Origin of the sequence: Rhizobium sp. CCGE 510 (assembly GCF_000292525.1) — a bacterium.
Lineage (GTDB): Bacteria > Pseudomonadota > Alphaproteobacteria > Rhizobiales > Rhizobiaceae > Rhizobium.
On the sequence record NZ_AEYF01000044.1, the window covers coordinates 677515 to 703834 of the forward strand.

The window sequence follows — 26320 nt, forward strand, 5'->3', positions numbered from 1 at the left end:
CTTCACCGCGTCTTTGCACGTTTGGGTTTATCTTTCTGCCAAACCAAAAAACGGAGATTTAAACAGGTGGAAGAACTTTCGGTGAAGTCGAAGATCATTAAATCGGTCTATTTCAGCCAGGACGACGGACAACTGAGGATTTGTTTCAAGAATGGCGAGGAGCGTCTGTTCGAAGGCGTTCCCTCTTCGGAAGCTCATGCGATGACGGTGGCGGCGTCTCCCGGCCATTATTACCTCGACCGGATCAGAACCCGGTTTCGCAGGCTGGCGGCCTGAACGTTTGAGAGAACGACCGCGTCGCCTCGAATTGAGACGGCATCGGTGGATATTCACCGTTGGTTAACTCTGGCGATCATCAGCATTGGATCGGCCCGAGCGGAAAGCGGCATCTGTCGATGCTGCCGGTTTTCGAGATTCGGTCAGCCGGGAGGCTCGGTGGCGGACCCCAGCCAGGAAGCCGGGCCTCCCCGTCATGCTAGCGGTGAACGCGATCGGATGATCCTGACGGGATTCCGCCGGAGATCATGGAAAACTAGCAAATTAGAGCTAATCCTGTGAAAAACTCGAATTATCGCATCCGGACTCGACAATGCTTTATTAGGATGATTGCATAAAGCCTTCGACTTGGACCGGGGGCGATGATGTTCGAGAATCTGCTTGAAATGCAGGAGCGTGGCGTGCGGGACCGTGCGCGTGGCCGCAGCCTGACCGACAATCCGATGTCGAAGCCGGATATTCTGCCGATCACCGATTTCCAAGAATGGTACTCGATGTTCGACGCCTGGCGTTTCGGCTGGTCGATCGAGGATGCAATGGCCGGGCATGACAATGCGCCGCGGGATGGCGTCGCCGTGTCGCTCGCCTACACCAGAACGGTCTGATCGATCCTGTCCTCGGCGCCGAAGAATTTCAGGTAGCGCTCGACCTCTGCCGGTTCGCCGGTCGCCTTCTGCGGATTGTCGGAGAGCTTGACCGCCGGACGGCCGTTGGCGTCGCTGACCTTGCAGACGACCGAGATCGGGTTGAGGCCGGATATTTCGATCGGCGCGCAGCCGGAAAAATCGTTGGTCAGGTTCGTGCCCCAGCCGAAGCTCATGCGCACGCGGCCTTCGAAATGCCGGTAGGTATCGATGATGGCATCGACATCGAGACCGTCGGAGAAGATCAGCAGCTTCTGGCGCGGATCGCGGCCCATCTTCTTCCACCAGTCGACAATCTTTTCGCCGCCTTCGATCGGCGGGGCACTGTCCGGGCGGAAGCCGGTCCAGTCGGCGACCCATTCCGGCGCATCGCGCAGGAAAGCCGCCGTACCGAAAGCATCCGGCAGAACGATCAGAAGGTTGCCGCCGTAGAGCTTGTTCCAGTCGCGCAGGATCTTGTAGGGCGCGTTGCGCAGTTGCTCATCGGTTTGCGCAAGGGCGGCAGCCACCATCGGCAGTTCGTGGGCATTGGTGCCGACGGCCTCGAGATCGGAATCCATCGCCAGCAAGACGTTGCTGGTGCCGGTGAAAGCCGGGCCGATGCCTTCCTTCAGAGCCTCGACGCACCAGCGCTGCCAGAGGAAACTGTGACGGCGGCGGGTGCCGAAATCGGAGATGCGCAAGCCCGGCAGTTCCTTCAGCCGTTCGACCTTCGACCACATCTTCGCCTTGGCACGGGCATAGAGCACATCGAGGGTAAAGGGACCGAGCGCCCTCATCGCCGAGCGCGACCGCAGCTCGTTGACGATGGCGAGCGCCGGGATCTCCCACATGGTGGTTTCCTTCCAGGCCCCGTGGAAATCCAGTACATATTGACCGTCCTTCTTCGACAGCTCGTATTCGGGGAGCTGGAAGTTGGAAAGCCAGGCGAGGAATTCGGGCTCGAAGATCTGGGCGCGGCCATAGAAACTGTTACCCGCCAGCCAGATCATCTCCTTCTTGGCGAGTTTCAGCGTGCGAGCATGATCGAGCTGTTCGCGCAATTCGCCTTCGTCGATCTCATCGGCAAGGCGCACGCGCTTGGTGCGATTGATAAGGGTAAAAGACGCGTTCACGTCAGGATAAAGCTTCCAGATCATCTGCAGCATCAGAAGCTTATAGAAGTCGGTATCGATCAGGCTGCGAACGATCGGATCGAGTTTCCAGGCGTGATTGTAGACGCGTCTTGCAATATCGGTCCTGGCCATAAAATTCCTGCCCCTGTCCACTCCGGTCAGGTGCTGCCAAATTCCCGGGTATTGCCAAGTCCGGGCCGGCGCACGAACCGGCTCGTGCGCCTTCTTATCGAAAAATCGACAGACAAAGTCCAGATAAAACAACAAGCATCCCGCGGCGCGCATGGCGGCGGGATGCGAGAGATCATCTGCCGAATGCTTATCGGGCCGGCGCTACGGGCTGGGCCGGTGCTGCAGGCGTGACACCAGGGGCCGCCGGCTGAGTGTTTTGCGTCTCGGTCGGAACCGCCGTGCCGTTTTGCAGCGTTGGCGCAGGTGCCGTGTCAGGCTGTTGCGACTGCAGCTGCTGGCCGGGCTGCTGCGGGGCCACCTCGTTTGCTTCGCGCTTGCCCCAGATCTCCACCGGGATCCAAACCACGAAAGCCAGCACCAGCGCGGCAAGCAGCACCAGCAGGATGCGATAACCCGTGCGCCCCTGCCTTGCCTTCACCGGCGGGATCTGTTCTTCCTTGTGAAGCTTGCCGTCAGACTTTTCCCAGCGTGTTTCCGTCTGATGCGCCATCATCGTTTCCTTCCGCTGTCTTGACCGGCCGGATCCGGCCCGAGAATTCCACAGGGAAACGGGTTGCTGTGTGGAAGGTTCCGAGGGCTTAGTAACCGACGGCGCGGTCGACCAGGAATTGCAGCGGCTCGCCACGCTCGAAACGGGCGATCTGCGTCTCGACATAACGGAACAGCGCGTTTTCTTCGGAGACAGCCGCGTCGTGCGGTGTGATGAAGACGTTTTCCAGTTCCCACAATGGGCGGTCGGGGCCAAGCGGCTCCACCGCGAAGACATCGAGCGAAGCGCCGCCGAGCGTGCCGTCGCGGACGGCGGAAACGATATCGGCTTCGACCTGGCTCTTGCCGCGGCCGGCATTGATGAAGACCGGGCGTCCGAGCGCGCCGCCGCGACGCAGCCTTTTAAATAGCCCGCTATCATAAAACCCTGTCGTCTCCGGGGTCAGCGGCAAGAGGCCCACGAGGATATCGGTCCTTGCGAGGAAATTGTCCAACGCGACGGCGTCGAAGGTTTCGACGCCGTCGATCTCCTTGCGCGTGCGCGACCAGCCGATGACGTTAAACCCCATCACCTTCAGCTTGGCGACCGCATCCAACCCGAGAATGCCGAGGCCCATGACGCCGACCGTCACCTCCGCCGCCTCCGGCGCGATCAGCTTGGCCCATTGGCGCTGCCGTTGGTGGCTGTCATGGGCATATTGCCCCCGCAGATGCATCAGACACTGCATGACCACCCATTCGCTCATGCGGGTCGTCAGGCTGCGATCGACGAAACGGACGATCGGGATTTCGGGCAGGCCGTCCATGCCGATAATATGGTCGACGCCGGCGCCGCCGGAGAAGATCACCTTAAGGTTTGGTGCCCTTGCGAAAAGGTCGGCATCCGGCTTCCAGAGAAGCGCGTACTCGGCCTCGCGGAGATCACGCTCCCGATCGGCGGGATCGGCGAGATTGATGCTGCCGCGATCGGAAAAGGCCGTCTTCAACACCCGGGCGACGCCTTCGGGATTGAACTTGATATCGACGAGAACGGGAGGTGTCGGCATGATCATCTTTACTGCTGCACGGCGGGCGTCGGCACCGCCTCGATGTTGAAAGCGGCCGCCATCAGCGCCCTGGTGTATTCGTCCTTCGGCGCGCGGAAGATTTCCGATGACGGACCCTGCTCCACCACCTTGCCGAAGCGCATGACGATGACGTCGTTGGCGAGCGCCTTCACCACCTTCAGGTCATGACTGATGAAGAGATAGGCGAGATCGTGCTTCTTCTGCAGATCGCGCAGCAGGTCGACCACCTGGGCCTGCACGCTCATGTCGAGCGCAGAGGTCGGCTCGTCGAGCATGACGAAGCGCGGCTTCAGCACCATGGCGCGGGCAATGGCAATGCGCTGGCGCTGACCGCCGGAAAATTCGTGCGGATAACGCCAGCGGGTTAGGGGATCGAGGCCGACCTCCTCCAGCGCCCAGCAGACGCGCTGGTCCCGCTCTTCCGATGTCAACGAGCGCTCATGCACCTTCAGCCCTTCGGCGACGATATCGCCGACCGACATGCGCGGGCTGAGCGACCCGTAAGGATCCTGGAAGACCACCTGCAGCTGGTTGCGCAGCGGCCGCATCTCGCTGAACGAATAGCCGGCTATATCCTTGCCGACGAAGGCAATCCGCCCCTGCGAGGATATCAGCCGGGTCAGCGCCAGGCCGAGCGTGGTCTTGCCGGAACCGGACTCGCCGACGACGCCGAGCGTCTGCCCGGCACGCAGCGAAAGATCGATGCCGTCGACGGCCTTGACGTGATCGACGACGCGGCGCATCAGCCCCGCCTTGATCGGGAACCAGACGCGAATGTCGGATCCTTCCATCACCATCGGCTTTGCGGGATCGGCAAGCGGCGGCTCGCCGCGCGGTTCGGAGGCGAGAAGGTGGCGGGTATATTCGTGTTTCGGATTGGCGAAGACTTCCTCGACCGTTCCGGTTTCGACGATCTTGCCCTTGGTCATGACGCAAACGCGATCGGCGAATTTGCGCACAATGCCGAGATCATGGGTGATGAACAGCATCGACATGCCGTGCACGGCCTTCAACTGCCGGAGCAATTCGAGGATCTGCGCCTGCACGGTGACGTCGAGGGCGGTGGTCGGTTCGTCGGCGATCAGCAATTCCGGCCGGTTGGCGAGTGCCATGGCGATCATGACGCGCTGACGCTGGCCGCCGGAGAGCTCGTGCGGATAGGCCTTCAAGCGCTTCTCCGGCTCGCGGATGCCGACCTGGTTCAACAGTTCCAGTATGCGCTGGCGCGCCGGCTGGCCGGTGAGACCCTGATGCAGCGCCAGGATCTCGGCGATCTGCTTCTCAATCGAATGAAGCGGATTGAGCGAGGTCATCGGCTCCTGGAAGATCATGGTGATATCGTTGCCGCGCACCTCGCGCAGCGCCCGTTCCGGCGCCTTCAGAAGATCCTTGCCCTTGAACAGGATTTCGCCGGAGGGATGGCTTGCCGAGGGATAAGGCAAAAGCTTCAGGATCGAATTGGCCGAGACCGACTTGCCGGAGCCGGATTCGCCGACCAGCGCCACGACCTCGCCCTTGGCGATATCGAAGGAGATGTGGTCGACGGCGAGCGAGGTCTGGCCGCCCTGATGAAAGGCAACCGAGAGATCGCGGACGGAAAGCAGCGGTCCTGTCATCTCACTCATTGAAACGTCTTCCTCGGATCGAAGGCATCGCGCACGGCTTCGCCGATGAAGATCAGCAGGGACAGCATGATCGACATCGCAAAGAAGGCCGTCAGCCCGAGCCACGGCGCCTGCAGATTGCTTTTGCCCTGGGCGATCATTTCACCAAGCGAAGGGGAGCCAGGCGGCATGCCGAAGCCTAAGAAATCGAGCGAGGTCAGGGTTGTGATCGAGCCTGAGAGGATGAAGGGCAGGAAGGTCAGCGTCGCGACCATGGCGTTCGGCAGCAGGTGGCGCCACATGATGGTGCGATTGTTGACGCCGAGCGCGCGGGCGGCGCGGACATATTCGAAATTGCGGGCACGCAGGAATTCGGCGCGCACGATGCCGACGAAGCCAACCCAGGAAAAGAGCAGCATGATGCCGAGCAGCACGAAGAAGCCGGGCGGCAGGATGGCGGCGATGATCAGCAGGATGTAGAGCACCGGCATCGACGACCAGATCTCGATGAAGCGCTGCAACAGCAGATCGGTCCAGCCGCCGAAATAGCCCTGTACCGCACCCGCGGTCACGCCGATGACCGCCGAGCAGATGGTCAGCACCAGGCCGAAGAGCACCGATATGCGGAAACCGTAGATGACGCGTGCCAGCACGTCGCGGGCCTGGTCGTCGGTGCCGAGCCAGTTGAGATTGCCCAGCGTGCAATCCGGATCGTTCACGCCCTGCGGATAACCGGCGCAGCGTTCCTCCTTGGTCATCAGCCAGAAGGGGGCAGTCGGCGCCGAATGCGGAATGTTTGAGTTGACCGAGCGGTAGGAATAGCGGATCGGCGGCCAGACCATCCAGCCATTGGCATTGATCTCGTCCGATATCACCGAGGAACGATAGTCAGTCTCGGCGAGGAAGCCGCCGAACTTCTCCTCGGGATAGTCGATCAGAACCGGAAACAGGATCTCGCCCTTGTAGGAGGCGATGATCGGCCGGTCGTTGGCGAGGAATTCGGCAAACAGGCTGAGGACGAACAGCAGCAGAAACAGCCACAGCGCCCAGTAACCGCGGCCGTTCGCCCGGAAATTCTGCCAGCGGCGAATGTTAGTCGGCGACAGCAGGCCCTTGCGCGGAGGCTTGACGGGTGTTGCGACAGCAGGATTTGCGGCGGCGTCCATCAGACATCCCTCCGCTCGAAATCGATGCGTGGATCGATCCAGGTGTAGATCAGGTCGGAAACCAGGCTGACGACGAGGCCGAGCAGCGAGAAGATGTAGAGCGTGGCGAAGACGATCGGATAATCCCGGTTGACGACCGAGAGATAGCCGAGACGGCCGAGGCCATCCAGCGAGAAAATGTTCTCGATCAGCAGCGAGCCGGTGAAGAAAGCCGAGATGAAGGCGCCGGGAAACCCTGCGATGATGATCAGCATGGCGTTGCGGAAGACATGACCGTAGAGCACCTGCCGCTGGTTGAGGCCCTTGGCGCGGGCGGTGACCACATATTGCTTCTTGATCTCCTCGATGAACGAGTTCTTGGTCAGGAGCGTCGTCGTCGCGAAGGCCGACAGCGAAAGCGAGATCAGCGGCAAGGTGAGATGCCAGAAATAGTCGAGCGGCTTCTGCCACCAGGCCAGCTGGTCGAAATTATCGGAGACCAGGCCGCGCAGCGGAAACCAGTCGTAGAAGGAGCCGCCGGCGAAAAGCACGATCAGCAGAATGCCGAAGAGGAAGCTCGGCACGGCGTAACCGACGACGATGACGCCCGACGTCCAGACATCGAAGGTCGATCCATCCTTGACCGCCTTGCGGATGCCGAGCGGGATGGAAATCGCATAGGAGAAGATCAGGATCCAGATGCCGAGCGAGATCGACACAGGCAGCTTCTCCTTGACGAGTTCGAGCACCGAGGTATTGCGGAAGAAGCTTTCGCCGAAATCAAAGCGGATGTAATTCCACATCATCTCGCCGAAACGCGTCAGCGGCGGCTTGTCAAAGCCGAACTGCTTTTCGAGCTTGGCGATCAGCTCCGGATCGAGACCCTGGGCGCCGCGATATTTAGAGCCTTCGTCGTTACCGCCGCCGCCGAGGAGATCGCCACCGCCGGACAGGCGCTGGTCGGCACTGTCGGCCTGACCAGTCAATTGAGCGATCACCTGTTCGACGGGACCGCCGGGGGCAAACTGAATGACGGTGAAGGAAATCGCCATGATGCCGATGATGGTCGGGATCATCAAAAGCAGACGGCGAAAGATATAGGCGCCCATCAGCCTTCAGCCTCCGGAAATGTTTTTCCTGTCTGCCCGCCGTCCAGTCCAATGCCGCTCAATCCGCCAGCCTTCCCTTGCCGGCACTGCCGACGTGTCGTGATTCGCTCGTGCCATTTGGAGCCCAGGGCCCCTGCATTGCAAGCCCGCTCATTTTGCCGCGGTCGACCACCAGGCATCGGGGAAGCCAAGGCTGTAGGCCGGAAACTCCGCCGGATGTGTGACGGTGTTCCAATAGGCGATGTTATAGGTATCGCGGTAAAACAGCGGAATGACGTAGTGATTTGCCAGCAAGACTCGGTCCATCGCCTTGATCGCAGCGACTTGTTCCTCGCGGTTCGGCGCGAATATAATCATGCGAATGAGTTCATCGACGGCCGGGTTGGCAATACCGGCATAATTGCGAGAACCCTGCTGGTTGACCGAGCCGGATCCCCAATAGTCGGCTTGTTCGTTGCCTGGATTCATCGTCTCCGCCCAGACATTCCAGATCATATCGTAATCAAAGCTGCGTTCGCGGTTGACAGCTTGCGAAGCGTCGACCGTCCGAACCCGCGCATCTATGCCGATTTTCTTAAGATTGCTGGCATAGGGCACCGCCCAGCGCTCCAACATCGGGCTCGACAACAATATCTCGAAACTCATCGGCTGGCCGGTCTTGGTATTGACCATGCGATTGCCCTTCAGCTCCCAACCGGCTTCTTTCAGCAGAGCAATCGCCTTGCGGAGGTTGTCGCGGCTCTTCTGCGGATCGCCGCCGACGGGATTGGTGTACGGCGTCGTGAAGACCTCCGGCGGAATCTTGTCTTTCAGGCCTTGCAGTAATTCGAGTTCACGCCCCTGCGGCAGACCGGAGGAGGCGAGCTCGGTGTTCCAGAAATAGCTGTCGATGCGCTTGTAACTATTAAAGGCAACGGTGCGGTTCAGCTCCTCGAAATCGAGGCCATAGTTGAGCGCCTCGCGAACTCGCTCATCCTTGAAGAGGTCACGCCGCATGTTGGGCACGAGCGCTTGCAGGATGCCGGTGGAGCGTAGCGGATTTGTGACCTCTTGCTTCTTGACGCGTCCTTCCTTCACCGCGGGAAAATCATATCCCGTCGCCCAGCGGGCAGCCGTGGTCTCTTGCCAGTAGTCGCTGTTGCCAGCGCGAAAGGCTTCGAACTCCACATCCCGATCACCGAAATAGGTGTAGATGACGTTGCGGAAATTGTTCTGGCCGACATTCACATTGAGATCCTTGCCCCAATAGTCGTCGCGCAGTTCATAACGGATCGTTGCGCCAGGCGAGAAGGACGCAATCTTATACGGCCCGGAACCCATCACCGGCTCCAGCGTCGTCTTGGTAATGTCGCGCGGCTTGCCGTCCGGTCCGGGCGCTTCCCACCAATGTTTCGGCACGATCATCAACTGGCCGAGAATGTTTGGCAGTTCACGATTGTTCTTCTCGTCGAAGGTGAAGGTGACGTCACGCTCGCCGGTCTTTTCCGCCTTGACGACGTGATGGTAATAGTTGCCGGCCAGGGGGTTCAATTCCTTGGTCTTATCAAGGCTGAAGATGACGTCTTCGGGCGTCACCGGCTGACCATCTGCCCATTTTGCTTCCTTACGCAGGCGAAAGGTCGCGCTGGAGACGTCAGCGGGGTAGGATAGCCCCTCGGCAAGCAGACCGTAGGAGACCAGGAGTTCGTCATCGGCCGGCTTCATCAACGTGTCGTAAGCAAGCGACAGACCTATCGCTGTCTGGCCTTTTGCCAGCAGAGGATTGAAGGTGTCGAAGGCGCCGCTTGCGGAAAGACGCAGATCTCCGCCTTTCGGCGCATCGGGTTTGACGTAGTCGAAATGCGCAAAGCCCGGCTTGTACTTCATCTCGCTGATGACGGAGCTGCCGATCTGAAAGGGCTGGTCCTGACCCGTTGCCGTCATGGGCGCCAGGGCCCCCGCAAGCGATAGAAATACACCGATCTTCGACCACAGAGCCATTCAAGCTTCCCCTGATTATTGGTGGTTCGACAATACGAAAAATACCGGCGAAAAACAGGAGAGAGTTTGGTTTTTGCCGGGCACGCGAAAATTTCAGCCATCGGAGCGTGTCACGGCATCGCCTCTTCGAGCCGCCTCGCAATTTGAGGCACAACGCCCCGCGGCGATCCGCCACCGGCTCCTCTTGCGGCCATCCGGCAAAACATCGATTCACCAAAATCGCTTTTCACGATAGGCTCGACGCAAATCACTTCGGCGGTGGTTCAAGGAAACAATATGGCTTTCGGCTTCGCACAGGCTTTCAGGACATTCGGTAAACTGACGCTTGCCGGCGCAATCGGCGCAGGCCTTGCCGCCGGCGATGTCGGCGCTGAGCAGAAGACGCCGAGCCCCGGCAGCGCCAAAGGCCAGTTCGGCGCCGTCAGCCTGCCGACCCAGGGATCGGCGCAGCCGATCGGCTTTTACGCCAAGGGCTGCATGACGGGGGCGGTGGCGCTGCCGACCGACGGGCCGACCTGGGAGGCGATGCGGCTTTCGCGCAATCGCCGCTGGGGCAATCCGGCGATGATTTCGCTGCTCGAACGTCTTTCTGAGGACGGGGCCAAATATGCCGGCTGGCCGGGTCTTCTCGTCGGCGATATTGCGCAGCCGCGCGGCGGGCCGATGTTCAACGGTCATGCCTCGCACCAGATCGGCCTCGATGCCGATGTCTGGTTCACGCCGATGCCGGCGCGCCGCATGTCGGCCAAGGAGCGCGAGGACCTGCCGTTCACCACCATGCTGCAGAAAGACAAGTTTCTGACCGTCGACCCGAACGTGTGGACGCAATCGCGGGCGCGGCTGTTAATGCTGGCGGCAAGCTATCCCGAGGTGCAGCGCATCTTCGTCAACCCGGCGATCAAGAAGAAGATGTGCGACACCTGGACGGGGGATCGCACCAATCTCGGCAAGCTTCGGCCGGAATACGGCCATGACTCGCATTTCCACATCCGCATCAAATGCCCGGCCGGTGCGGCCGGATGCACGCCGCAGGCCCCTGTGGCTGCCGGCGATGGCTGCGACAAGTCGCTCGCCTGGTGGTTCACGCCGGCCCCCTGGGCGCCGCCGAAACCGCCGAACCCCGGTGCCAAGCCACCGAAGCCGCCGCGCGAGATGATGGTTTCGGATTTGCCGAAGGCCTGCGCCAGCGTGCTCGATGCGGCTGCCGTCGCCTCGATGCAGGCGGCCACCTATGGCGGGCCTTCCGCCGCGAGCGCGCTTACCGCCGCTCCGGCAGCAGAGCCGGCCGCCGATCCCGACGGGACACTGCCGGATGTCGGCCCGGTCCCGAACGACAAGCCGGCGATGCAATGAATAAGACCCGGGGTGCGCTGTCTTTCAAATGGCAAACTCTTGATATAGAAGCGGTCAAATCGATTGAATTGTTCGGGCGGAGGGGTTGATGGCCGGCGGCAAATGCCTTGCATTGATTGCGCATGACCAAAAGAAAGACGACATGGCGGATTTCGCCCGTGCCCACAGGGACATTCTCTCCCGCTGGAAGATCGTCGCCACCGGCGCGACCGGCGGGCGCGTGCTCGACGCCGCCCCGGATCTCGACGTCACCAGGCTGAAAAGCGGACCGCTCGGCGGCGATCAACAGATCGGCGCGCTGATTTCGACCGGCGAGGTCGACGCCCTGATCTTCTTCGTCGACCCCCTGACGCCGATGCCGCACGATGTCGACGTCAAGGCGCTGATGCGGCTCGCCATCTTTTACGATATTCCGATGGCGCTCAACCACGCGACCGCTATAAAACTTCTTCCCACACTCGAAGCCTGATCAGCACGGAACCGGCCATGCCAAAACCGAACAACAGCACCGCTCCGCTGCCTTTCCCGATCCTGATCGGCGATATCGGCGGCACGAATGCCCGCTTCTCCATCCTGACCGATGCCTATGCCGAGCCGAAGCAGTTTCCGAACGTGCGCACGGCGGATTTCGCGACGATCGACGAAGCGATCCAGCAAGGCGTGCTCGACAAGACAGCCGTGCAGCCGCGTTCGGCGATCCTTGCCGTCGCCGGCCCGATCAGCGACGACGAGATCCCGCTGACCAATTGCGACTGGGTGGTGCGGCCAGAGACGATGATCGAGGGCCTCGGCATGGAGGACGTGCTCGTCGTCAACGATTTCGAGGCGCAGGCGCTGGCAGTCGCCGCCCTTTCGGATGAGAACCGCGAACGCATCGGCGACGCCACCGGCGACATGATCGCGTCCCGCGTCGTGCTCGGACCGGGCACCGGGCTCGGCGTCGGCGGGCTGGTGCATGCCCAGCATAGCTGGATCCCGGTTCCCGGCGAAGGCGGCCATGTCGATCTCGGACCGCGCAGCAAACGCGACTATCAAATCTTCCCCCATATCGAGACGATCGAAGGCCGCGTCTCGGCCGAGCAGATCCTTTGCGGGCGCGGCCTCGTCAACCTCTACCATGCCATCTGCGTGGTCGACGGCATCCAGCCGACGATGAAGGATCCGGCCGACATCACCTCGCACGCGCTTGCCGGCAGCGACAAGGCGGCCGTTGAGACCGTCTCGCTGTTTGCCACCTATCTCGGCCGGGTGGCGGGCGATATGGCGATGGTTTTCATGGCGCGCGGCGGTGTCTATCTGTCCGGCGGCATCTCGCAGAAGATCCTCCCGGCGCTGAAGAGACCGGAATTCCGCCTCGCCTTCGAGGACAAGGCGCCGCATACGGCGCTGCTTCGCACCATTCCGACCTATGTGGTGACGCATCCGCTGGCAGCGCTTGCCGGGCTTTCCTCCTATGCGCGCATGCCGGCGAATTTCGGCGTCTCGACGGAAGGCCGCCGCTGGCGGCGTTAGCGTTAGCCCCGTCTAGCCAAACCAATCCTAACTCTTTATAGACCCCGGCAAAAGTGCGCGTCGCCTCCGCGGCGCGCTTGGTCCGAGACAGGAAACCTCATTTTTGGAAGCGGCGGAAACGAGAACGCAGAGCGTCAGCAGCGATACCGTAACCGGCATCCTGAAGCGCATCATCGCTGAAAACGGCCGCGACCATCTCTGGGGCTATGTCTTTGCGATTGCCTGTCTGATCGTGGTGGCGCTTTCGACGGCGTTTACCGCCTGGATCATGCGAGCGATCATCGACGAAGCCTTCGCCAACCGGCGCGCCGACGTCGTCTGGATCATCTGTCTTTCGATCTTCATCGCCTTCGTGTTGCGCGGTTTTGCCAGTTACGGCCAGGCGGTGGCGCTGTCCAAGGTCGGCAATGATATCGTCGCGCGTTACCAGCGCCGGCTCTATTCGCATCTGATGTCACTTTCGGTCGGCTTCTTCAGCGAAGCGCGCTCTGCCCATATCGCCGCGCAGGTGAGCCAGAACGTCAGCGGCATTCGCGACGTACTCAACCTGACGATCACCTCGACGGTGCGCGACCTGCTGACTTTCGTTTCGCTGCTCGCGGTGATGATCCTCCAGGATCCATTGCTCAGCCTTGCGGTGTTCATCATGGCCCCGCCGCTGCTTTATGCGCTGCGTTATGTTTCCAAGCGGCTGCGCTCGGCGACGCGCGAGGCGGTGCATTTGAACAGCCACGTTCTCGGCGCCATGCAGGAGACGATCCAGGGCATCGCCATCGTGAAAGCCTTCACGATGGAAGACGAACTGGAACGCAAGGTCACCAAGCTCATCAAGGGTGCCGAAAACAGGGCGAACCGGATTGCCCGGCTTTCCGAACGCACTTCGCCGCTGACCGAGAGTTTCGCAGGCTTTGCCGTCGCCAGCGTGCTGGCCTATGCCGCCTACCGCTCGATCTACTACAATGTGCCGCCCGGCGCCTTTTTCTCCTTCGTCACGGCGCTGCTGCTTGCCTATGACCCGGCCCGCCGGCTTGCCCGCCTGCAGGTGCAGATGGAGCGTGCCGTCGTCAATGCGCGGATGATCTACGAATTGCTCGACATGGAGCCGCGCCAGCGCGACCTGCCGGATGCCCAGCCGCTGACGGTGACGCAAGCCAGGATCGAATTCCGCAACGTTTCCTTCGGCTATGGCAGCGAGAGTGTGTTGAGCGGTGTGAGCTTCATCGCCGAGGGCGGCGGGACCACGGCGCTGGTCGGTCCTTCGGGGGCCGGCAAATCCACCGTCATCAACCTCATTCCGCGCTTTTACGATCCGCGCGAGGGCGAGATCCTGATCGACGGGCAGGACATTGCCCACATCACCAAGAAGTCGCTGCGCCATCAGCTCGCCTATGTCTCGCAGCAGCCCTACCTGTTCGAGGGCACGATCCGCGACAATATCCGCTACGGCCGGCCGGAAGCGACCGATGCCGAGGTGGAAGAAGCGGCCCGGCTTGCCTATGCGCATGATTTCATCTCAGCGCAGCCGCAGGGTTACGAAACCCCGGTCGGCGAAAACGGCGTGACGCTTTCCGGCGGCCAACGCCAGCGGCTGTCGATCGCCCGTGCGCTGGTGCGCAATGCGCCGATCCTGCTTCTCGACGAGGCGACCTCCGCCCTCGACACCGAATCCGAGGCGGCTGTGCAGAAGGCGCTCGACGAGGCGATGACCGGCCGCACCGTCGTCGTCATCGCCCACCGGCTTTCGACCGTGGTGCGCGCCGACAAGATCGTCGTCATGCAGCAGGGCCGCGTCGTCGAGGAAGGCAATCACGAGACGCTTGCGAAGGTCAGCGACGGCCTTTACGCTCGCCTCAACAATCTGCAGAGGCCTTCGGCCTCCGATACAAACTGACCTGGTGAGCCTGACATGAGCGATGCTGCGATGAAACTGGTGGTGGTTGGCGCAGCCGGGCGCATGGGGCAGACGCTGATCCGGCTCATCCATTCCATCGAGGGCGCCACACTGCATGCCGCGGTCGAACGCAGCGGTTCGCCCTTTATCGGCAAGGATGCCGGCGAGATCGCCGGTCTCGGCCCGACCGGTGTCATCATCGGCGACGATCCGCTCAATGCCTTTCTCGATGCTGAAGGCGTGCTCGACTTCACCTCGCCTGCCGCAACAGTGGAATTCTCAGGCCTGGCCGCTCAAGCTCGCATCGTCCATGTCGTCGGCACCACCGGCTGTTCGGCCGACGACAATGCCAAGATCACTGCAGCGGCCCGCCACGCCCGCATCGTCAAGTCAGGCAACATGAGCCTCGGGGTCAATCTGCTCAGCGTGCTCGCCGAACAGGCCGCGCGGGCGCTCGAGCCTGCCGACTGGGATATCGAGATCCTGGAAATGCACCACAAGCACAAGGTGGATGCGCCGTCCGGCACCGCCCTTCTGCTCGGCGAGGCCGCGGCAAAGGGGCGCGGCATCAATCTTGCCGCCAAATCCGTACGGGTGCGCGACGGCCATACCGGCGCCCGACAGGCCGGCACGATCGGCTTTGCGACGCTGCGCGGCGGCTCCGTCATCGGTGAGCATTCGGTGCTCTTTGCCGGCGAAGGCGAAATCGTCACCCTGTCGCACAGTGCGGCCGACCGTTCGATCTTTGCGCGCGGCGCCATCAAGGCGGCGCTCTGGGCGCGCAACAAGAAGCCGGGTCTCTATTCCATGCTCGACGTGCTCGGGCTTTCTTCTTCATAACGATATTAAGGAGGCAAATTCATGAGCGGTACCCTCGTCCTCGTTCGCCACGGCCAGAGCGACTGGAACCTGAAGAATCTCTTCACCGGCTGGAAGGATCCCGATCTGACGGCGCTCGGCATCGAGGAAGCCAATGCCGGCGGCGCCGCACTTGCCGAATACGGGATCAAATTCGACGTCGCCTACACCTCGGTCCTAGTGCGCGCGCAGCACACGCTGAAGCTCATCCTCGACAAGGTCGGCCAGCCCGATCTCAAGACGATCCGCGACCAGGCGCTGAACGAGCGCGATTACGGCGATCTCTCCGGTCTCAACAAGGACGATGCCCGCGCCAAATGGGGCGAGGAACAGGTGCATATCTGGCGCCGTTCCTATGAGGTGCCGCCTCCCGGCGGCGAAAGCCTGCGCGATACCGGCGCCCGCGTCTGGCCCTATTACCTCACCGAAATCCTGCCGCGCGTGCTCAACGGCGAGAAGGTGCTGGTTGCCGCACACGGGAATTCGCTGCGCTCGTTGGTGATGGTGCTCGACAAGCTGAGCAAGGAAGGCGTGCTTGCCCTCAATCTCGCAACCGGCGTGCCGATGGTCTACACGCTGAAGGCGGATTCCACCGTCGCGTCCAAGGAAGTGCTCGGCGACATGTCCGGCGCACACTGAAGCCCTGCCGTCCGTGCCAGCCGCAAGCGGCTGGCACCTCATGTCTCAATTCTCGATGGTGAACTGCACCCGGTCGGCCGCGAACCGGCTGATCGAATATTGCACCGGCACGCCATCGAGATCGGTGTTCATCGCCTTGGCGATCAGCAGGATGGCGCCGGGGGTGAGTTCGAGGTCGGCCATATCGGCCGCACTCGCATGCGCGGCCGTCACCTCGGTCGTCGCCCGGACATAGTCCGACAAACCAAGTTCGGCAAAAGCCTTGGTGATCGATTCGTGCTTGCGGTAGGCCTCACCGATCCCGGCGAAACGTTCGGCAGGAAACCAGCTCGTCGCCTTTGAAACCGGCCGCCTGTCGGCATGGCGTAATGTTTCCAGCCGGATCACCTGCTCCCCTGGCTTGAGATCCAGCCAACGGGCGACCTCGACACTCGCCTCCTCCTTCGCCTCATCGAGTAGAAGGCCGCGCATCTCACGCGCCTGATCGCCGATGCCGGCGGTGAATCGGGTGCGCCGGGTGATCGGGAAATTCAGCCGCTCCTTGCGCTCGATCAGCGTGCCGCGACCTTGTACCGCACGGACGATTCCTTCCTGCGTTAAAGCCGCCAAGGCGCTTCGCACCGTATGCCGGTTGACGCCGAATTGCAGCGCCAGCACCGTTTCCGGCGGCACCATTCCCGTTTCGTCATAGGTACCGCTGCTGATCGCTTCGCGGATCCGATCGGCGATCTGGCGCCAGAGCGCCACGCCGGTCTGCCTTTGCACCTGTTTCAATCCGCCGCCCCCCATTCCCGCTTGTCATACGCTTGTCGCGACATCGATTTAAGCGTAGGTATCTTGTATGGTTGTCTATATCAATAGACATTTAAAGGAAGCGGCAATGATATCGGCGGACAGGACAGACGCTGCGCCACAGACGGTATCCGGGCGCAAACGCGCCGCCGATCTGCTGGCGCGCGCGGAACTGAGCGAACTCTCGGCGGTGTGGAATGCGTTGCCGGAAAAGCCCGTGGCACATCCGGTGCGCGGACCGGAGACCGGATTGGTGATGGTCCGCGGACGCATCGGCGGCGGCGGCGCTCCCTTCAATCTTGGCGAAGTGACGGTGACGCGGGCCACGATCCGGCTCGACTCCGGCTCGGTCGGCCATGCGCAGGCGCTCGGCACCGACCGTGAGAAGGCCCGGCTTGCGGCGATCTTCGACGCACTCTGGCAGGAGGAGGCGACAAAGGATTTCGTCGAACAGGCCCTGCTTTTGCCGATCACTGAGCGGATCGCCGATGCCGAACGCCGCAAGGCGGACGAGACGGCGGCGACCCGCGTCGATTTCTTCACCATGGTGCGGGGAGACAATTGATGGGACTGAAGACAGAAGCCCTGACCGGCGGCTTTGCCGACCCGGTCTTCCACGCCCAAAGCGTTTTCAAGATGCTGATGGATGGCATGGCTCGCCCCGGCACGATCCAGACCGTCCGGCCCAATGTCGCGCCGCCTGTGCCGTTCGGCATCGCCGCCGGCGCCATCGCGCTGACGCTTTGCGACCACGACACGCCTGTCTGGCTGTCCCAGGGACTGGCGAAATCGGCCGTGCCGGAATGGCTCGGCTTCCACACCGGTGCGCCATTGACCACGGAGAAGGCAGAGGCGCGCTTCGCGTTCACGGAAGCGGGCATTCCGCTTTGCCCCTTCAGCCTGTTCGCCTCGGGCACGCAGGAATATCCCGACCGGTCGACGACCGTTGTCATCGAGCTCGCCGAACTCGAAGGCGGGCGCAGGCTGGCGCTGATGGGCCCCGGCATCCAGAGCGTGACCGAGATCGCGCCTGTCGGCCTGCCGGAAACCTTCCTGCGGCTTTGGGCCGAAAACCGTGCGCTCTTCCCGCGCGGCGTCGACATCGTGCTGACGTCGGGCGCGCGTTTTCTGTGCCTGCCGCGCACCACCAAGATCACAGCAACGGAGATCTGAGCTCATGTATGTTGCCGTCAAGGGTGGCGAGGCCGCCATCGCCAATGCCCACCGCCTGCTCGCCGACCGCCGCCGCGGCGACCGTTCGCTGCCGGCGATCGGCATCGAACAGATCGTGGCGCAGCTGGCGCTCGCCGTCGACCGGGTGATGGCCGAGGCCTCGCTTTTCGACCGCACGCTCGCAGCGCTTGCCGTCCGCCAATCGCGCGGCGACATGATCGAGGCGATCTTCCTGCTGCGCGCCTACCGCACGACGCTGCCGCGTTTCGGCTATTCCAAGCCGCTCGACACGGCTGATATGACGATCGAACGCCGCATCTCGGCGACCTACAAGGATCTGCCGGGCGGCCAGCTTCTTGGGCCCACCTTCGATTATACCCACCGGCTGCTCGATCCGTCGCTGCTCTCCGACGAGGCGGTCGAGGCGCCTGCCCAGCGCGCCGCCGAGACCGGCCGCGTCATGCGCGTCTCCGAGATCCTCGGCGAGGAGGGGCTGATCGAGGCCGACGGCGACATGCCTGAAGATCATGAGATCGGCGACCTGACCCGCGAGCCGATGGAGTTTCCGATGACCCGCGATCTGCGCCTGCAGGCGCTTGCCCGCGGCGACGAGGGCTTCCTGCTGGCGCTCGGTTATTCCACCCAGCGCGGCTACGGCCGCAACCACCCTTTCACCGGCGAGATCCGTATCGGCGAGGTCGAGGTGGAATTCGACGTGCCGGAACTCGGTTTTGCCGTCTCGCTCGGCACGATCCAGGTCACCGAATGCCAGATGGTCAATCAGTTCAAGGGTTCGGCCAAGGCGCCGCCGCAATTCACCCGCGGCTACGGCCTGGTTTTCGGCCAGAGCGAGCGCAAGGCGATGGCGATGTCACTGGTCGACCGAGCGCTTCGTGCCGAAGAGCTCGGCGAGGATATCACCGCGCCGGCGCAGGACGAGGAATTCGTTATCTCCCATTCCGACAATGTTCAGGCGACCGGCTTCGTCGAGCACCTGAAGCTTCCGCATTATGTGGATTTCCAGGCCGAACTCGATCTTGTCCGCCGCATGCGCCGCGAATTCGAAGCCGCCCGCAACGCCGGCGAAGACATGAAGGAAGCCGCCGAATGAGCGATCTGGCCTGCTACAACTTCGCCTATCTCGACGAACAGACCAAGCGGATGATCCGCCGCGCCATCCTGAAAGCGATTGCCATTCCGGGCTACCAGGTGCCCTTTGCCTCTCGCGAAATGCCGATGCCCTACGGCTGGGGCACCGGCGGCGTGCAGGTGACGGCCTCGATCATCGGACCCGACGACGTGCTGAAGGTCATCGACCAGGGCGCCGACGACACGACCAACGCCGTTTCCATCCGCGCTTTCTTCCAGAAAGTCGCCAATGTCGCGGTGACGACGCGTACCGGCGAGGCGACGATCATTCAGACCCGCCACCGCATTCCGGAAGAGAAGCTCGGACCTGGCCAGGTGCTCGTCTATCAGGTGCCAATCCCCGAACCGCTGCGCTTCCTCGAGCCGCGCGAGACCGAGACCCGCAAGATGCATGCTCTCGAGGAATACGGCCTGATGCATGTGAAGCTCTACGAGGACATCGCCCATAACGGTCGCATCTCCAAGACCTATGCCTATCCGGTGAAGGTGCATGGCCGCTATGTCATGGATCCGTCGCCGACGCCCAAATTCGACAATCCGAAGATGCACATGTCGGACGCGCTGCAGCTCTTCGGCGCCGGACGCGAGAAACGCATCTATGCGGTTCCGCCCTATACCGACGTCGTCAGCCTGGATTTCGAGGACTATCCTTTCGACATCCAGCGCTTCGACAAGCCTTGCGCCCTTTGCGGCGCCGAGGATGTCTATCTCGACGAAGTGGTTCTCGACGACAAGGGCGGGCGCATGTTCGTCTGCTCCGACACCGATCATTGCGAAGACCGCCGCGCCCACGGGCATGCCGGCGAGATGCTGGCCCGGGAGGCTGCAGAATGAGCGATATCCCGCTTCTCAAAGTCCATGACGTTTCGAAATTCTACGGCAACCGGATCGGCTGCCGCGACGTTTCCTTCGAGCTCTGGCCGGGCGAAGTGCTCGCCATCGTCGGCGAGTCCGGCTCCGGCAAGACGACGCTGCTCAACTGCCTCTCCACCCGGCTTATGCCGAGCACAGGCAGCGTCGAATATCACATGCGCGACGGCAGCTACCGCGATCTCTACCGCATGAACGAGGCCGAGCGGCGTTTCCTGATGCGCACCGACTGGGGCTTCGTGCACCAGAACCCGGCCGACGGCCTGCGTATGACGGTTTCGGCCGGCGCCAATGTCGGCGAACGGCTGATGGCGATCGGTGACCGGCACTATGGCAAGATCCGCGCTTCGGCGATCGACTGGCTGGAACGGGTCGAGATCGACGCCGACCGCATCGACGACCAGCCGCGCGCCTTTTCCGGCGGCATGCGCCAGCGCCTGCAGATCGCCCGCAACCTCGTCACCGGCCCGCGCCTCGTCTTCATGGACGAACCCACAGGCGGCCTCGACGTCTCGGTGCAGGCGCGCCTGCTCGATCTGGTGCGCGGCCTCGTCAACGATCTCGACCTGTCGGCGATCATCGTCACCCACGATCTCGCCGTCGCCCGCCTGCTCTCACACCGGATGATGGTGATGAAGGACGGCTACGTCATCGAACACGGGCTCACCGACCGGGTGCTCGACGACCCGCGCGAACCCTACACGCAGCTGCTCGTCTCCTCGATCCTGCAGGTCTGAGCGTACGGTCCGAAACCAGAAAAGAAGATATCATGCCAACGCCCCTCGTCGTTTCCGAAGTCTCGAAGAGTTTCACCATGCACCTGCGCGACGGCATCAGGCTGCCCGTGGTTTCCAATGTCGCCTTCTCGGTCGCATCAGGCGAATGCGTCGTGCTCGGTGGCCCATCGGGCATCGGCAAGAGCTCGCTGCTCAAGATGATTTACGGCAATTATGCCGTCGACACCGGCCAGATCCTCATTCGCCACGACGGACGCATCGTCGATCTCGCCGCCGCCGATCCACGCACCGTGCTTAATGTGCGCCGCCATACGCTCGGCTATGTCAGCCAGTTCCTGCGCACCGTGCCGCGCGTCGCGGCGATCGATGTGGTCGCCGAACCGCTTGTGGCACGCGGCGAAGACACCGTCGCCGCACGGGAGAAGGCGGGCGCCCTGCTTGCCCGGCTCAATCTGCCGGAAGCGCTCTGGCAGCTGCCGCCCGCCACCTTCTCCGGCGGCGAGCAGCAGCGCGTCAACATCGCCCGCGGCTTCATCACCGAACACAGGATCCTGCTTCTCGACGAACCCACCGCCTCGCTCGATGCCAAAAACCGTGCCGTCGTCGTCGGCATGATCGAGGAGAAGAAGCAGGCGGGCGTCGCCCTTCTCGGCATCTTCCACGACGAGGAAGTGCGCGAAGCGGTCGCCGACCGCATCCTCGACGTCCAGCTCTTCTCGCCTGGAAAGATCGCTGCATGAGCCGCAAGCTGGGCACCGACCCCTATGTCCACGAGACGGCCTCCGTCAGCGATTCCACCTTCGGGCGCTATACGGAGGTCTCGGAACGCTGCCGCATCAGCGAGGCCAGCTTCGGCGACTATTCCTACATCATGCAGGACGGCTCGGTCTGGTGTGCGACAATCGGCAAATTCGTCAATATCGCCGCCGCTGTGCGCATCAACGCCACCAACCATCCCACCTGGCGCGCGACGCTGCATCATTTCACCTATCGCGCCGCCGACTACTGGCCGGACGGCGACATGGAAACGGATTTCTTCGCCTGGCGGCGCGCAAACCGCGTGACGATCGGCAACGACGTCTGGATCGGCCATGGGGCGACGATCCTGCCCGGCGTCACCGTCGGCAACGGCGCAGTGATCGGCGCCGGCGCGGTGGTGTCGAAGGACGTCGCTCCCTACACGATCGTCGGCGGCGTGCCGGCCAAACCAATCCGTGAGCGCTTCTCCAAGGAGATCGGTGAGCGGATGGACAGGCTGTCCTGGTGGGATTGGGAGCACGGCCGGCTGCGCCAGGCGCTGGAGGATTTCCGCAACCTTGACGCGGAAGATTTTCTGTCCCGCTACGGCGGTTAAACCCGCGATATAGATGCGGAGAATTGTGACACGACTTACACAAAAACGACATGCGAGGTTCATCAAGCGGGACTAATGCGATGCTGACCAGGGCCTGGAGTGCAAAGGGAAAGCATGATGTTCGAGCTGAAGAATGTCACACGTCGTTTCGGAAAAAAGCTCGCCGTAGATTCCGTCACGCTCGACATTCCTCAGGGTCAGATGGTCGGCATCATCGGCCGCTCCGGCGCCGGGAAATCGACGCTCTTGCGGATGATCAACCGGCTGCAGGAACCGAGCTCCGGCTCCATTCATTTTTCCGGCGTCGAGGTCTCCGGGCTTCGCGGCCGGGCACTGCGCAACTGGCAGCGCGATTGCGCGATGATCTTCCAGCAGTTCAACCTGGTGCCGCGCCTCGACGTTCTGACCAATGTCATGCTTGGCCGCCTCAACCACCGCTCGACGCTTCTGAGCCTGCTCAACATCTTCACCCGCGAGGAACGTGTGCATGCCATCGCAGCACTCGAACGCCTCGGCATCGAGCAGACGGCGCTGCAGGCAGCCGGCACGCTTTCCGGCGGCCAGCAGCAGCGCGTAGCGATTGCGCGGGCGCTGATGCAGAACCCGAAGATGGTTCTCGCCGACGAGCCGATCGCCTCGCTCGATCCGCTCAATGCCAAGATCGTCATGGATGCGCTGCGCGATATCAACGAGCGCGAGGGCATCACCGTCATCACCAACCTTCACACGCTCGACACCGCCCGCAACTATTGTGAACGCATCGTCGGCATGGCCGGCGGCCGCGTCGTCTTCGACGGCAAGGCTTCGGAACTGACCGCCGAGGCGGTCAAGGCAATCTACGGGACGGACAAGGATGGCGCCAGCATCGACGAAACGATGACCTCGACATCGATCAATATCGCTCCCGAGCGGGCAGACAATCAAACCGCCGGCACCCAACCGCTGGCGCTGGCCGGTCTCTGAGCGAGGCGGCCGCGATCGAGCGCCCGCGTCAAGGGCACACTTCTTCGTAACGGAAGACCGGGGGCACCGGTCAATAGGAGAGACACATGTTGAAGAAAGCACTCTTTGCGGCAACGGCGCTCTTCGCGCTCGCCGGCGCTGCCCATGCAGCAGACCTCAAGGAATTCCGCATCGGCATCCTCGGCGGCGAAAACGAAACCGACCGGCTGCGCAACTATGCCTGCCTTGCCGACCACTTGAAGCAGGAATTCGGCTTCGAGAAGGTGTCGCTGTTCCCGGCCGCCGATTATGACGGCGTCATCCAGGGCCTGCTCGGCGGCACGCTCGACTTCGCCGAACTCGGCGCATCCGGCTACGCAGCCATCTACATCAAGGACGAGAAAGCCGTTACGCCGATCCTGACGACGCAGCAGAAGGACGGCTCGACGGGTTACTACTCGGTCGGTCTCGCGCTGAAGTCCTCCGGCATCAAGAACATCAAGGACGCCAAGGGCAAGAAGCTCGGCTACGCCGATCCGGATTCCACTTCGGGCTATCTCGTTCCGCTGACGCAGATCCCCAAGGACACGGGCATGCCGAACGACAAGTTCTTCGCCTCGACGCAGTTCAACGGCGGCCACGAGAACAACCTGCTTGCCGCTTATGACGGCAAGGTCGACGTTGCCGTCGACGATAGCTCGGGCATCGGCGAATTCAAGGACGGCTACACCTCCGGCACCTTCCGCAAGGAAGTCGACAAGGGCGCTGTCGATCCGAACAAGCTGGTTGAAGTGTGGCGTTCGCCGCTGATCCCGAACGGCCCGCTCGTCGTTCGCAACGCGCTTGGCCAGGACTGGCAGACGAAGCTTGCAGCCTTCTTCACGGCTCTGCCGGAAAAAGATCACAAGTGCTTCGCGGCTATCGAAGGCGGCGACTACAAGGGTTACGCCCCGGTCAAGCACGACTTCTACAACGCCGTCGTCGAAGTCCGCAAAGCTGCCATCGGCGGCTGATCGGTTTCTGGAATGCGGGGCGGCCGGAAACGGCCGCCCTTTATCTTTGATCGGGCGAGGCGTCCATGACTGTTGCCGATACACAGCCGCATATGCAGAGCGCAAAGGAGATCGGCACCGCCTGGGAGCGGATGGTCTCCAGGCGCCGCTTCTATACCATCCTCGGCCTCGTTATCCTGATTGCGGCTTTCGTCAGCTCCGTCCGCTTCGCCGACGAGAGCAATGCCGGCCATTTCTTCGACCGGCTGCCGCATCTCTTCGACTTCCTGAGCTGGCTCATTCCCAAGGATTGGCACGACGTCTGGCGGGCGCTATTCGACATCGCGAGCGTCAACGACACGGGCGGCGAGGAATTCAATTTCGACAAGGGCCGCGTCTACATCTCAGGCGCCTTCTACATTCCCGAATATTTCGAGCTGATGATCGTCACGATCAACGTGGCGCTGATCTCGACGATCATCGCCTTCATCTTTGCCGTTCCCTTGAGCTTCTTTGCCGCCCGCAACCTGACCAGTTCATGGCCGCTGCGCATCTTCGCCAAGCGCCTGATGGAATTTTTGCGCGCCTTCCCCGAGATCGTCATCGCCGGCCTGTTTTCCGCGATCCTGTCGATCGGACCGGTGGCTGCCATCATCGCCATCACCCTGCACACGATCGGTGCGCTCGGCAAACTGTTCTACGAAGTGGCCGAGAATATCGACATGAAGCCCGATGAGGGCATGAAAGCCGTCGGCGCCAACTGGTGGGAGCGCGTGCGCTTCGCCGCCCTGCCGCAAGTGCTGCCTAATTTCACCTCCTATGCGCTGCTGCGTCTCGAGATCAACGTGCGCGCCTCGACCATCATCGGCGCCGTCGGCGGCGGCGGCATCGGCGAAGAGTTGAAGCTTTCGATCTCGCGCGGCTTCGGCGCCAAGACGATGGCGCTCGTTCTGCTGCTGTTAGTGACGATCATCGCCGTCGACCAGTTCTCCGCATGGCTGCGCCGCCGCCTCGTCGGCGAGCACGCCTTCCTTCTGCAACATTGAGGCCGCCATGACGGTGATCGACGCAAACCGCATGCTTGAGATAGAAGCGCGCTATCCGGAATATTTTCACCGGTCGTTCCGCCAGCGGTTCGGCGGGCTGATGATCCTGATTGCAACGCTGCTTTACAGCCTCTATGCCGTCTGGTTCTTCGACCTGCCCAAGCTTTTCGCCGAAGCCCATTGGGAGCGCGTCGGCATCTATCTCAGCCAATGGGTGAGCTACGACGTTCAGCCGGAATTCCGCATCGGGGATGACGGCTCGATCGACATCCGCTATCCGCGTTTCTCGCCGCTTGGCGACAATCCGCATCTGGACTGGCTGGTCAACAACCCCGACGGCAGCATCACCGTTTCGATCAGCGGCACCAGCCGCACCGTCACCGTCTCGAAGAGCGAGACGATCGTCACCGCGCATGGCGTCAGCGTCCCGGTCGAAGTTTCGAGCGGTGCGCCGAAAGTCGTCGGACCGGTGCCCGGCTGGATGACGGTCTATGACGACAACGTGCTGGCCGATCTCGGCTTTGCCGGCAATGTCAGCATTTCCGTCGATCGGGTGAAGATCCGCAAGCGTTTCATCGGCTGGGCGAATTTCATCTTCGACACGCAATCGTTCTTCTTCGACAAGCCGGTCGGCGAGGTTGTCAGCCTCATCGTTTCCGGCCCGCGCATCAAGCCCGACCAGTCCAACCTGTCGCTCGCCTTCGACGACATCTGGAACAACAGCGAATGGCAGCACGGCGATGTCTGGACCAAGCTTTTCCAAACGATCGTCATGGCATTCCTCGGAACGCTGCTCGGCTCGCTTACCGCCTTCCCGCTCGCCTTCTTGGCAGCGCGCAACATCACGCCGAACCGGCTGCTCAATCAGATCCTCAAGCGCTTTTTCGATTTCCTGCGCTCGGTCGACATGCTGATCTGGGCGCTGTTCCTGACGCGTGCCTTCGGCCCCGGCCCGCTTGCCGGCAGCGGCGCGATCTTCCTCACCGAGACCGGTACGCTCGGCAAGCTCTACTCCGAAGGCCTCGAGAATATCGACAGCAAGCCGCGCGAAGGCATCAAATCGACCGGTGCTCAGACCGTACTCGTCCATCGTTACGGCATTATGCCGCAGATCGTTCCCGTCTTCGTCAGCCAGACGCTCTACCAATGGGAATCGAACGTGCGCGGCGCGACGATTATCGGCGCCGTCGGCGCGGGCGGCATCGGCCTCAAATTGTGGGAGGCCATGCGCACCAACGCCAACTGGGAAAACGTCGCCTACATGGTCATTCTGATCCTGATCGTCGTCTTCATTTTCGACGCCGCTTCGAACGCGCTGCGCCACCGGCTGATGGGCATGAAACCCCACTGATCCATCGGCTCAAAAGGCGATGGCGGCGCTGCGCCATCAT

27 protein-coding genes are annotated in these 26320 nt (G+C 62.1%); 19 read left to right on the forward strand and 8 right to left on the reverse strand.

Annotation, left to right across the window (positions count from 1 at the left end):
- The first annotated feature begins 66 nt into the window (after positions 1–66).
- Together RCCGE510_RS23410 and RCCGE510_RS23415 are read left to right on the forward strand one after the other, a co-directional pair.
- Positions 67–276, forward strand: coding sequence for a KTSC domain-containing protein (locus RCCGE510_RS23410; protein ID WP_007634096.1), 210 nt, complete (start codon positions 67–69; stop codon positions 274–276).
- Positions 277–641: 365 nt separating this feature from the next.
- Complete coding sequence (locus tag RCCGE510_RS23415) at positions 642–881, forward strand: CrpP-related protein (protein ID WP_007634097.1); 240 nt, start codon at positions 642–644, stop codon at positions 879–881.
- Here the strand turns inward: RCCGE510_RS23415 and pncB are convergent.
- From pncB to RCCGE510_RS23450, 7 genes are all read right to left on the reverse strand, one after another.
- On the reverse strand, positions 863–2167 hold the full coding sequence (gene pncB, locus RCCGE510_RS23420) for a nicotinate phosphoribosyltransferase (RefSeq protein ID WP_007634099.1): 1305 nt from the start codon (positions 2165–2167) through the stop codon (positions 863–865). The two genes, RCCGE510_RS23415 and pncB, sit on opposite strands and share 19 nt — an antisense overlap.
- A gap of 187 nt (positions 2168–2354) precedes the next feature.
- Complete coding sequence (locus RCCGE510_RS23425) at positions 2355–2720, reverse strand: hypothetical protein (RefSeq protein ID WP_192815342.1); 366 nt, start codon at positions 2718–2720, stop codon at positions 2355–2357.
- An 85-nt stretch (positions 2721–2805) separates the two neighbouring features.
- Positions 2806–3762 carry a glyoxylate/hydroxypyruvate reductase A gene (locus RCCGE510_RS23430; protein WP_037079563.1) on the reverse strand — a complete coding sequence of 319 codons (957 nt, stop codon included), beginning with the start codon at positions 3760–3762 and terminating at the stop codon, positions 2806–2808.
- A gap of 8 nt (positions 3763–3770) precedes the next feature.
- Positions 3771–5408, reverse strand: coding sequence for an ABC transporter ATP-binding protein (locus tag RCCGE510_RS23435; RefSeq protein ID WP_037079474.1), 1638 nt, complete (start codon positions 5406–5408; stop codon positions 3771–3773).
- On the reverse strand, positions 5405–6553 hold the full coding sequence (locus tag RCCGE510_RS23440; RefSeq protein ID WP_007634108.1) for an ABC transporter permease: 1149 nt from the start codon (positions 6551–6553) through the stop codon (positions 5405–5407). The genes RCCGE510_RS23435 and RCCGE510_RS23440 overlap by 4 nt, the downstream gene beginning before the upstream one ends.
- Positions 6553–7641, reverse strand: coding sequence for a microcin C ABC transporter permease YejB (locus tag RCCGE510_RS23445; RefSeq protein ID WP_007634110.1), 1089 nt, complete (start codon positions 7639–7641; stop codon positions 6553–6555). The genes RCCGE510_RS23440 and RCCGE510_RS23445 overlap by 1 nt, the downstream gene beginning before the upstream one ends.
- A gap of 150 nt (positions 7642–7791) precedes the next feature.
- Positions 7792–9621: an extracellular solute-binding protein gene (locus RCCGE510_RS23450; RefSeq protein WP_007634111.1), complete on the reverse strand. Its 1830-nt coding sequence runs from the start codon at positions 9619–9621 to the stop codon at positions 7792–7794.
- A gap of 276 nt (positions 9622–9897) precedes the next feature.
- On the opposite strand from RCCGE510_RS23450, the gene mepA reads away from it, so the two are divergent.
- The 6 genes from mepA (at position 9898) to RCCGE510_RS23480 (ending at position 15874) form a co-directional block, all read left to right on the forward strand.
- Positions 9898–10974, forward strand: coding sequence for a penicillin-insensitive murein endopeptidase (mepA, locus tag RCCGE510_RS23455; protein WP_007634112.1), 1077 nt, complete (start codon positions 9898–9900; stop codon positions 10972–10974).
- A gap of 88 nt (positions 10975–11062) precedes the next feature.
- Positions 11063–11443 carry a methylglyoxal synthase gene (locus RCCGE510_RS23460; protein ID WP_007634113.1) on the forward strand — a complete coding sequence of 127 codons (381 nt, stop codon included), beginning with the start codon at positions 11063–11065 and terminating at the stop codon, positions 11441–11443.
- 17 nt (positions 11444–11460) lie between these two features.
- On the forward strand, positions 11461–12486 hold the full coding sequence (locus RCCGE510_RS23465; protein ID WP_007634114.1) for a glucokinase: 1026 nt from the start codon (positions 11461–11463) through the stop codon (positions 12484–12486).
- A gap of 103 nt (positions 12487–12589) precedes the next feature.
- Positions 12590–14377, forward strand: a complete 1788-nt coding sequence (locus RCCGE510_RS23470; RefSeq protein WP_007634115.1) for an ABC transporter ATP-binding protein — start codon at positions 12590–12592, stop codon at positions 14375–14377.
- 15 nt (positions 14378–14392) lie between these two features.
- Complete coding sequence (gene dapB, locus RCCGE510_RS23475) at positions 14393–15217, forward strand: 4-hydroxy-tetrahydrodipicolinate reductase (RefSeq protein ID WP_037079477.1); 825 nt, start codon at positions 14393–14395, stop codon at positions 15215–15217.
- A 21-nt stretch (positions 15218–15238) separates the two neighbouring features.
- Positions 15239–15874 carry a 2,3-bisphosphoglycerate-dependent phosphoglycerate mutase gene (locus RCCGE510_RS23480; RefSeq protein WP_007634117.1) on the forward strand — a complete coding sequence of 212 codons (636 nt, stop codon included), beginning with the start codon at positions 15239–15241 and terminating at the stop codon, positions 15872–15874.
- Between the two features lie 45 nt (positions 15875–15919).
- Here RCCGE510_RS23480 and phnF read toward each other — a convergent pair whose 3' ends face one another.
- Positions 15920–16663, reverse strand: coding sequence for a phosphonate metabolism transcriptional regulator PhnF (gene phnF, locus RCCGE510_RS23485; protein ID WP_007634118.1), 744 nt, complete (start codon positions 16661–16663; stop codon positions 15920–15922).
- Between the two features lie 91 nt (positions 16664–16754).
- Between phnF and phnG the strand changes: the two genes are divergently transcribed.
- The 11 genes from phnG (at position 16755) to phnE (RCCGE510_RS23540) (ending at position 26280) form a co-directional block, all read left to right on the forward strand.
- On the forward strand, positions 16755–17231 hold the full coding sequence (gene phnG, locus RCCGE510_RS23490) for a phosphonate C-P lyase system protein PhnG (RefSeq protein ID WP_007634119.1): 477 nt from the start codon (positions 16755–16757) through the stop codon (positions 17229–17231).
- A complete protein-coding gene (gene phnH / locus RCCGE510_RS23495) occupies positions 17231–17839 on the forward strand; it encodes a phosphonate C-P lyase system protein PhnH (protein ID WP_007634120.1) in 609 nt (202 codons plus the stop codon). Before phnG ends, phnH begins: the two co-directional genes overlap by 1 nt.
- Before the next feature lie 4 nt (positions 17840–17843).
- A complete protein-coding gene (locus RCCGE510_RS23500) occupies positions 17844–18950 on the forward strand; it encodes a carbon-phosphorus lyase complex subunit PhnI (RefSeq protein WP_007634121.1) in 1107 nt (368 codons plus the stop codon).
- Entirely contained in the window at positions 18947–19822 is an 876-nt protein-coding gene (locus tag RCCGE510_RS23505) for an alpha-D-ribose 1-methylphosphonate 5-phosphate C-P-lyase PhnJ (protein ID WP_007634122.1), read from the forward strand. Before RCCGE510_RS23500 ends, RCCGE510_RS23505 begins: the two co-directional genes overlap by 4 nt.
- A complete protein-coding gene (phnK, locus tag RCCGE510_RS23510) occupies positions 19819–20595 on the forward strand; it encodes a phosphonate C-P lyase system protein PhnK (protein ID WP_007634123.1) in 777 nt (258 codons plus the stop codon). The genes RCCGE510_RS23505 and phnK overlap by 4 nt, the downstream gene beginning before the upstream one ends.
- A gap of 32 nt (positions 20596–20627) precedes the next feature.
- The gene (gene phnL / locus RCCGE510_RS23515) at positions 20628–21335 is read left to right on the forward strand and encodes a phosphonate C-P lyase system protein PhnL (protein ID WP_007634124.1); all 708 of its coding nucleotides are present in this window, start codon (positions 20628–20630) and stop codon (positions 21333–21335) included.
- Positions 21332–21949, forward strand: a complete 618-nt coding sequence (locus tag RCCGE510_RS23520) for a DapH/DapD/GlmU-related protein (protein WP_007634125.1) — start codon at positions 21332–21334, stop codon at positions 21947–21949. Before phnL ends, RCCGE510_RS23520 begins: the two co-directional genes overlap by 4 nt.
- 117 nt (positions 21950–22066) lie before the next feature.
- On the forward strand, positions 22067–22912 hold the full coding sequence (gene phnC, locus RCCGE510_RS23525) for a phosphonate ABC transporter ATP-binding protein (RefSeq protein ID WP_007634126.1): 846 nt from the start codon (positions 22067–22069) through the stop codon (positions 22910–22912).
- Positions 22913–22998: 86 nt separating this feature from the next.
- Positions 22999–23904 carry a phosphonate ABC transporter substrate-binding protein gene (gene phnD, locus RCCGE510_RS23530; RefSeq protein WP_007634127.1) on the forward strand — a complete coding sequence of 302 codons (906 nt, stop codon included), beginning with the start codon at positions 22999–23001 and terminating at the stop codon, positions 23902–23904.
- 65 nt (positions 23905–23969) lie between these two features.
- Positions 23970–24929: a phosphonate ABC transporter, permease protein PhnE gene (gene phnE / locus RCCGE510_RS23535; protein ID WP_007634128.1), complete on the forward strand. Its 960-nt coding sequence runs from the start codon at positions 23970–23972 to the stop codon at positions 24927–24929.
- Between the two features lie 7 nt (positions 24930–24936).
- Complete coding sequence (gene phnE, locus RCCGE510_RS23540) at positions 24937–26280, forward strand: phosphonate ABC transporter, permease protein PhnE (RefSeq protein WP_007634129.1); 1344 nt, start codon at positions 24937–24939, stop codon at positions 26278–26280.
- Positions 26281–26320 lie beyond the last annotated feature (40 nt).